This window comes from Azospirillum tabaci (assembly GCF_014596085.1).
In the GTDB taxonomy this organism is placed as follows: Bacteria; Pseudomonadota; Alphaproteobacteria; order Azospirillales; family Azospirillaceae; genus Azospirillum; species Azospirillum tabaci.
On the sequence record NZ_JACCJY010000050.1, the window covers coordinates 24,240 to 31,279 of the forward strand.

The following is a 7,040-nucleotide window of genomic DNA, read 5'->3' on the forward strand; positions in this document are numbered from 1 at the left end:
GCGGGCAAAAGTGGGTGGCGGGTGAGGGGGCGGGAGAAGGGCGTACCGCCGATTCGCCCCCCGTGAATCCTGAAGTCGGACGGTCCCGGAAACCCCGCAAAAGTGACGGATTCACGACAGGCCGCGGGCGTCGGGGACCCGTCGGGAGGCTCTAAATCTGGTGGGTCGGCGGTTTTCCGCGGGAACCGGCTCGGGGGTGGCCCGTTGTACAGGGCGCGCCATATCTAGGAGGCAAGCCCGCGTCAAGCACACAATATCTTGGGCCGGGTCTTGCTTGGCCAAAAGCTTGAGGCTAGGATGCACACCAACATACAGGGTGTTGCGTTCGTCAGCCAGCGCGAGCTGCGCCGCACGGAGCGCGACACTTTTGTTCGCCAGCCAAAGGGAGCACGAGTCACATGCGGGTCCAGCGTCGTTTCACGAAAGAGGGTCAGGATGCTTACGCCGCTCTCGGCTTCCGCCGCACGACGAGCGAGATCCGCAACCCCGACGGCTCTGTGGTCTTCCAGCAGACGGACATCGAGGTTCCCGAGAATTACAGCCAGGTCGCCAGCGACATCCTGGCCCAGAAGTATTTCCGCAAGGCCGGCGTTCCGGTCGCCCTGAAGGCGGTCGAGGAGAACACCGTCCCGTCCTGGCTGTGGCGCAAGACCGCCGACGAGGCGGCTTTGGCCGCGCTGCCGAAGGAGAAGCGCTATTCCGGTGAGAAGTCGGCCAAGCAGGTCTTCGACCGTCTGGCCGGCACCTGGACCTACTGGGGCTGGAAGGGCGGCTATTTCGATACCGAGGCCGACGCCCGCGCCTTCTTCGACGAGATGCGCTTCATGCTGGCCGCCCAGATGGCGGCCCCGAACAGCCCGCAGTGGTTCAACACCGGCCTGCACTGGGCCTATGGCATCGACGGCCCGAGCCAGGGCCACTTCTACGTTGATTTCAAGACCGGCCTGCTGACCTCGTCCGCATCGGCCTACGAGCACCCGCAGCCGCACGCCTGCTTCATCCAGTCCGTCGCCGACGATCTGGTGAACGAGGGCGGCATCATGGACCTGTGGGTCCGCGAGGCGCGCCTGTTCAAGTACGGCTCCGGCACCGGCTCCAACTTCTCCCGCCTGCGCGGCGAGGGTGAGAAGCTGGCCGGCGGCGGCAAGTCGTCGGGTCTGATGAGCTTCCTGAAGATCGGTGACCGCGCGGCGGGCGCCATCAAGTCGGGCGGCACCACCCGCCGTGCGGCCAAGATGGTCACGGTGGACATGGACCACCCGGACATCGAGGCCTACATCGACTGGAAGGTGACCGAGGAGCAGAAGGTCGCCGCCCTCGTCACCGGCTCCAAGATCTGCCGCGAGCACCTGAGCGCCATCATGGCCGCCGCCCAGGACGGCCAGGACCCGAAGGTCAACAAGGAGCTGAAGAAGGCCGTCGTCGCCGCCCGCAAGGCGCAGGTGCCGGAGAACTACGTCCAGCGCGTGATCCAGTTCGCCGCCCAGGGCTTCACCAGCATCGAGTTCAAGACCTACAACACCGATTGGGACTCCGACGCCTACCTGACGGTGGCCGGCCAGAACTCCAACAACTCGGTGCGCATCTCCGACGACTTCATCCAGGCCGTCCTGAACGACGATGACTGGAAGCTGATCCGCCGCACCGACGGCACGGTCCACAAGACCATCCGCGCCCGCGACCTGTGGGACAAGGTCGGCTACGCCGCCTGGGCCTGCGCCGATCCGGGCGTGCAGTTCGACACCACGATCAACGACTGGCACACCTGCCCGGCCTCGGGGCGCATCAACGCCTCGAACCCGTGCTCGGAGTACATGTTCCTCGACGACACGGCCTGCAACCTCGCCTCGCTGAACCTGATGTCGTTCCGTCTGAAGGACGGTTCCTTCGACGTCGAGGCGTTCGAGCACGCCTGCCGCCTGTGGACCATGGTGCTGGAAGTCTCCGTGCTGATGGCGCAGTTCCCGTCCAAGGAAATCGCCCAGCTGTCCTACGAGTTCCGCACGCTGGGCCTGGGCTTCGCCAACCTCGGCGGCCTGCTGATGTCCTCCGGCCTGCCCTACGACTCGGCGGAAGGCCGCGCCTACTGCGCCGCCATCTCGGCGGTGATGACCGGCGTTGCCTACGCAACCTCCGCCGAGATGGCGCAGGAGCTGGGCGCCTTCCCGGCCTACGAGCAGAACCGCGACCACATGCTGCGGGTCATCCGCAACCACCGCCGCGCCGCCTGCGGCGAGATGGACGGCTATGAGGGCCTGTCGGTCAAGCCGGTGCCCTTCGTCGCCGACGAGTGCCCGGAGCCCGAGCTGGCGATGGCCGCTGTCCGCGCCTGGGACATGGCTCTGGAGCTGGGCGAGCAGCACGGCTTCCGCAACGCCCAGGCCACCGTCGTCGCCCCGACCGGCACCATCGGCCTGGTCATGGATTGCGACACCACGGGCATCGAGCCGGACTTCGCGCTGGTGAAGTTCAAGAAGCTGGCCGGTGGCGGCTACTTCAAGATCGTGAACCGTCTGGTGCCGGAGGCCCTGCGCACGCTGGGCTACACCGCCGACCAGATCGCCGCGATCGAGCGCTACGCGGTCGGCCACGGCACGCTGAAGGGCGCGCCGGGCGTCAACCACGAGACGCTGGCGGCCAAGGGCTTCCCGGCCGAGGTGCTGGAGAAGCTGGAGGGCAACCTCGCCACCGCCTTCGACATCAAGTTCGCCTTCAACCGCTGGACGGTCGGCGCCGACGTCATCGTCGACACGCTGGGCATCCCCGCCGAGCAGATGGACGCGCCGGGCTTCGACCTGCTGACCGCTCTCGGCTTCACCAAGGCCGAGCTTGAGGCGGCGAACACCTTCTGCTGCGGCGCCATGACGCTGGAAGGCGCGCCCTTCCTGAAGGACGAGCATCTGCCGGTGTTCGACTGCGCCAACCCCTGCGGCCGCATCGGCAAGCGCTTCCTGTCCTGGGAATCGCACATCACCATGATGGCCGCCTCGCAGCCCTTCATCTCCGGCGCCATCTCCAAGACCATCAACATGCCGAACACGGCGACGGTGGAGGAGTGCAAGGACGCCTACCTGCTGTCCTGGCGCCTGGGCATCAAGGCCAACGCGCTGTACCGCGACGGCTCCAAGCTGAGCCAGCCGCTTTCCGCCGCCCTGCTGGACGACGAGGAGGACGCGGTCGAGGAGATCGTCGAGGCGGCGAACGCGGCCCGCACCCAGATGGTGTCCGAGCGCATCGTCGAGAAGGTCGTGGAGCGCATCATCGAGCGCAAGCGCACCGAGCGCGAGCGTCTGCCGCACCGCCGCAAGGGCTACACCCAGAAGGCGACCGTCGGCGGCCACAAGATCTACCTGCGCACCGGCGAGTATGAGGACGGCCGCATTGGTGAGATCTTCATCGACATGCACAAGGAGGGCGCCGCCTTCCGCTCGCTGATGAACAACTTCGCCATCGCGGTGTCGATCGGCCTGCAGTACGGCGTGCCGCTGGAAGAGTTCGTGGAAGCCTTCACCTTCACCCGCTTCGAGCCGTCGGGCATGGTGACCGGCAACGACACCATCAAGATGGCGACCTCGGTCATCGACTACATCTTCCGCGAGATCGCCATCTCCTACCTGGGCCGCACCGATCTGGCGCACGCCACGCCGGAGGATCTGGTGCCCTTCACGGTCGGCAGCGGCGACAAGCAGGGCGACCTGCCGGAGACCGGCGCGGTCCAGCCGTCGGACATCGTCCGCAAGGTCGCGTCCACCGGTTATGTCCGCAACAACCTGCGTGTCCTCAACGGCGGGCAGACCCAGCGGGCGTCCGCCGCGGCGGCCCTGGCCGCCACCGGCGCCGCGGTCCAGGCCACGGCGTCCGCCGCCCACGCGGCGGTGGCCTCCAGCCCGGCGGTCGGCGCCGCGGTGGTCCATGCCGGCGGCACAGCCCCGGTCGGCGGCACCACCGGCACGGCCTACGGCGGGAGCAACAGCGACCAGCGCTACGACCGCATCCGCGAGGCCCGCGCCCGCGGCTACGAGGGGGATCAGTGCGGGGAGTGCGGCAACATGACCCTTGTCCGCAACGGCACCTGCCTGAAGTGCGACACCTGCGGCTCCACCACGGGCTGCAGCTGAGGCCAGCCGGTTCCATCCCCGGCATGGCGTGGAAAAGGGGAGGTCCGCGGACCTCCCCTTTTTTCATGCGCGCTCGGCTTTGGGGGCGCAGCCGCTCTGCGGGCATGGCTTTCGCCGCCGGCAGTTTCCCACCGGCGGCGGTCGTCGCGAGCAGGACGGGATCAGACCGGGATGTTGGGAAAGACGCGGCCGGAGAGCTGGGCGTCGGCCAACTCCGCCGGGACCGCGTCACGCTCCTTCAGCCAGCGGGCGAACTGACGGTCCGCGGAGTTGATGTGCAGCATCAGCCATTGCGGCAGGAAGGTCGCCAGATACTCGGCGATGTTCTCCTCCGGCACGTTGCCGGTGGTGAAGGCGTGCAGCTGCTCCCACGCCAGGGAATGCTGGACCAGATGGTCGGCCAGGAAGGGATAGCCGGCCTCCTCCATCACCTTCTGCTCGCTGGCGAAGTGAATCTCCGTATAGACCACCGCGTTGGCCAGCGTGCGATAGACCTCCTCGCGGGAACGTCCTTCGGCGACGGCGACATGGAACGCCTGGACCAGTTCGATCCATTGTTTGTGCTGTTCGTCGATGTCCTCGATGCCCAACGCAAGATCGTCGCTCCAGACGAGATCCTGAAAATTCTCGGAGGGCATGTCCATGATCGGCGAGACTCGGCTTAAAGTGGTAACGATTTGGTCATCATAGTCAGGGTCGTACGTGCATCAACGGAATGAATTGAGATAAATTGTCGCGGTTTCGGCGGCGGGCTGTGGCGCGAACCGAGGGGGTGTGTCCTTGCCGGACGTCGGGCGCGGGTCAATATGCGGGCCTGTGACGACACAGCCGACGGGATGCGCCATGCGACGTGCCATGAACCGCCGCCTCCGCCTTTTGCCGCTGCTCGCCCTGCTGGCGCTGCCACCGCTTCAGGCCGCGAACGCCCAGGACGCGCCGGCCTCCAACGCACCGGTCCGGAATGAGCAGAACCACAGCGCGCCGAAGCCGGCGGACCGGGACGGCGGCGGGTTCAACGCCCAGCGCAGCGAGACCAAGCACCAGTTGCCATTGCCCTCCGGTCCGCTCGCCTACACGGCGGTGGCGGAGTTCCTGCCCCTGCGCGACGGCCCGCGCGAGGAGGTGGCGGCCCGTGTCTTCACCGTCACCTACACATTGGATGGAGCGCCGCGCGGCCAGCGGCCGGTCGCCTTCGTGTTCAACGGCGGGCCGGGAGCGTCCTCGGCCTATTTGCATCTGGGCGCCTTGGGTCCGAAGGTGGTCGGCTTCAACGAGGATGGGTCGCTGGCCCGCCCGCCGGCCCCGTTGCTGGACAACCCGGACAGCTGGCTGGCCTTCACCGATCTGGTCTTCATCGATCCGGTCGGCACCGGCTACAGCCGCGGCATACGGCGTGACGATGGAAAGGAGGAGGGCGCGCGGCGGGACGAGGACCCCGGCAAACGCTTCTGGTCGGTCGATGCCGACAGCCGCGCCATGGCGGAGATCGTCCGGCTTTGGCTGACCCGCAACGGCCGCTGGGAGTCGCCGAAGTTCCTGGTGGGGGAAAGCTATGGCGGCTTCCGCATCGCCAAGATGGCCAACCAGCTGATCGACGACACCGGGATCGCGGTCAACGGGCTGATCATGGTCTCGCCGGTGGTGGATTTCGCCACCATCCGCGGTGGCGGCGGGCTTTTGGTGCCGGCGTTGCGGCTGCCTTCCTACGCCGCCTCCGCCGCCGCCAACGGGCTGGTTCCCGGCACGCCGGAGCAGGCGGCGGAGGCGGCGGAGCGCTACGCCTTCAACGGTTACCTGACCGGGCTGGCCGGGCTGGATTACCGCCGGCCCGGCGCGGCGCAGGGGTTCTTCGCCGAAGTGGCGCGGACCACCGGCCTTCCGGAGGATCTGGTGACCCGCTTCCGCGGCGAGATCCCCACCGACATCTTCGCCCGCGAACTGCTGCGCGGGCGCGGGCGGGTCGCCAGCGTCTACGACGGCACCTTCACCGCCGCGGACCCCGACCCGTCGGCGGCGCGCCATCCCTTCGATCCCTTCCTGAAGGGCACGGTGCCGACCTACAGCACCGCCTTCGCCGCCTACGCCCACGGGTGGCTGGGCGTGCGGACGGAGGTGCCGTTCGACCTGCTCAGCGACCGGGTGAACCGGGGCTGGGAATGGCCGCGCTCCGGCCAGCCCAGCGCGGTGGACGACCTCCAGGCCGCCCTGACCCTGCAACCCGCGCTGCGGGTGCTGATCGCCCATGGGCGCACCGACCTCATCACCCCCTACATGGCGTCGCGCTGGGTGGCGTCCCGCCTGGAACTGCCGGACGGGCAGGCCGACCGGGTGGCCGTGACGGTCTATGAGGGCGGCCACATGATGTACACCCGCGCGCCCGAGCGCGCGAAGCTGGCCGCCGACGCGCGCGCCCTGATCGAGGCCGCCCTGCGGTAGGGCGCGCAACGGGCCGGGAAAAACGGGCCGGGAAAACGGGCCGGGGAAAAAACGGGCCAAAAGAAAACAGGCGCCCCGGTTGGGGCGCCTGCTGCGCAATGCCTTTGCCTCGGCCTGTGGTCGCCGGCTGGACCTTGCCGGTTAGAACAGACGCAGGATCGACTGCTGCGACTGGTTGGCCAGCGAGAGGGCGATGGTGCCGAGCTGCTGACGGGTCTGCAGCATCAGCAGGCTGGCGCCTTCCTCGTTCTGGTCGGCCAGCGTCAGCTTGTTGGCGCCTTCGACCAGCACGTCGCTGAACTCCTTGGTGAAGGTTTCGCGGGTCGTGATGATGTTCAGGTTGGTCGACAGCGTCTGCGAGACCGACCGCAGGTTCTGCTTCGCGTAGTCGATGCTGGCGACCGCCTTGTCGATATCGGCGCGGTCGGTCCAGTCGTTCTGCGCGTAGTCCAGACGCAGGCCCTGGCCGCTGGTGGTCAGGTTCTG

At 67.8% G+C, this 7,040-nt stretch carries 4 protein-coding genes; 2 read left to right on the forward strand and 2 right to left on the reverse strand.

Annotated elements, in window-relative coordinates; genetic code table 11:
- The first annotated feature begins 398 nt into the window (after nucleotides 1-398).
- A complete protein-coding gene (locus H0B54_RS28310; RefSeq protein WP_188263117.1) occupies nucleotides 399-4,118 on the forward strand; it encodes a vitamin B12-dependent ribonucleotide reductase in 3,720 nt (1,239 codons plus the stop codon).
- Between the two features lie 161 nt (nucleotides 4,119-4,279).
- On the opposite strand, the gene H0B54_RS28315 is transcribed toward H0B54_RS28310, so the two are convergent.
- Entirely contained in the window at nucleotides 4,280-4,762 is a 483-nt protein-coding gene (locus H0B54_RS28315; RefSeq protein ID WP_094306182.1) for a bacteriohemerythrin, read from the reverse strand.
- A 199-nt stretch (nucleotides 4,763-4,961) separates the two neighbouring features.
- Here H0B54_RS28315 and H0B54_RS28320 point away from each other — a divergent pair, with 199 nt between their 5' ends.
- Nucleotides 4,962-6,554 carry a S10 family peptidase gene (locus H0B54_RS28320; protein WP_188263118.1) on the forward strand — a complete coding sequence of 531 codons (1,593 nt, stop codon included), beginning with the start codon at nucleotides 4,962-4,964 and terminating at the stop codon, nucleotides 6,552-6,554.
- Nucleotides 6,555-6,695: 141 nt separating this feature from the next.
- Here H0B54_RS28320 and H0B54_RS28325 read toward each other — a convergent pair.
- Nucleotides 6,696-7,040: flagellin (locus H0B54_RS28325; RefSeq protein WP_281390134.1), on the reverse strand; the 345-nt coding region annotated here is incomplete at its 5' end.

Bases quoted from the DNA above. Each gene is read 5' to 3' on its own strand.
- H0B54_RS28320 (WP_188263118.1), top strand. From the start codon at position 4,962: ATGCGACGTGCCATGAACCGCCGCCTCCGCCTTTTGCCGCTGCTCGCC.
- H0B54_RS28310 (WP_188263117.1), top strand. From the start codon at position 399: ATGCGGGTCCAGCGTCGTTTCACGAAAGAGGGTCAGGATGCTTACGCC.
- H0B54_RS28315 (WP_094306182.1), bottom strand. From the start codon at position 4,762: ATGGACATGCCCTCCGAGAATTTTCAGGATCTCGTCTGGAGCGACGAT.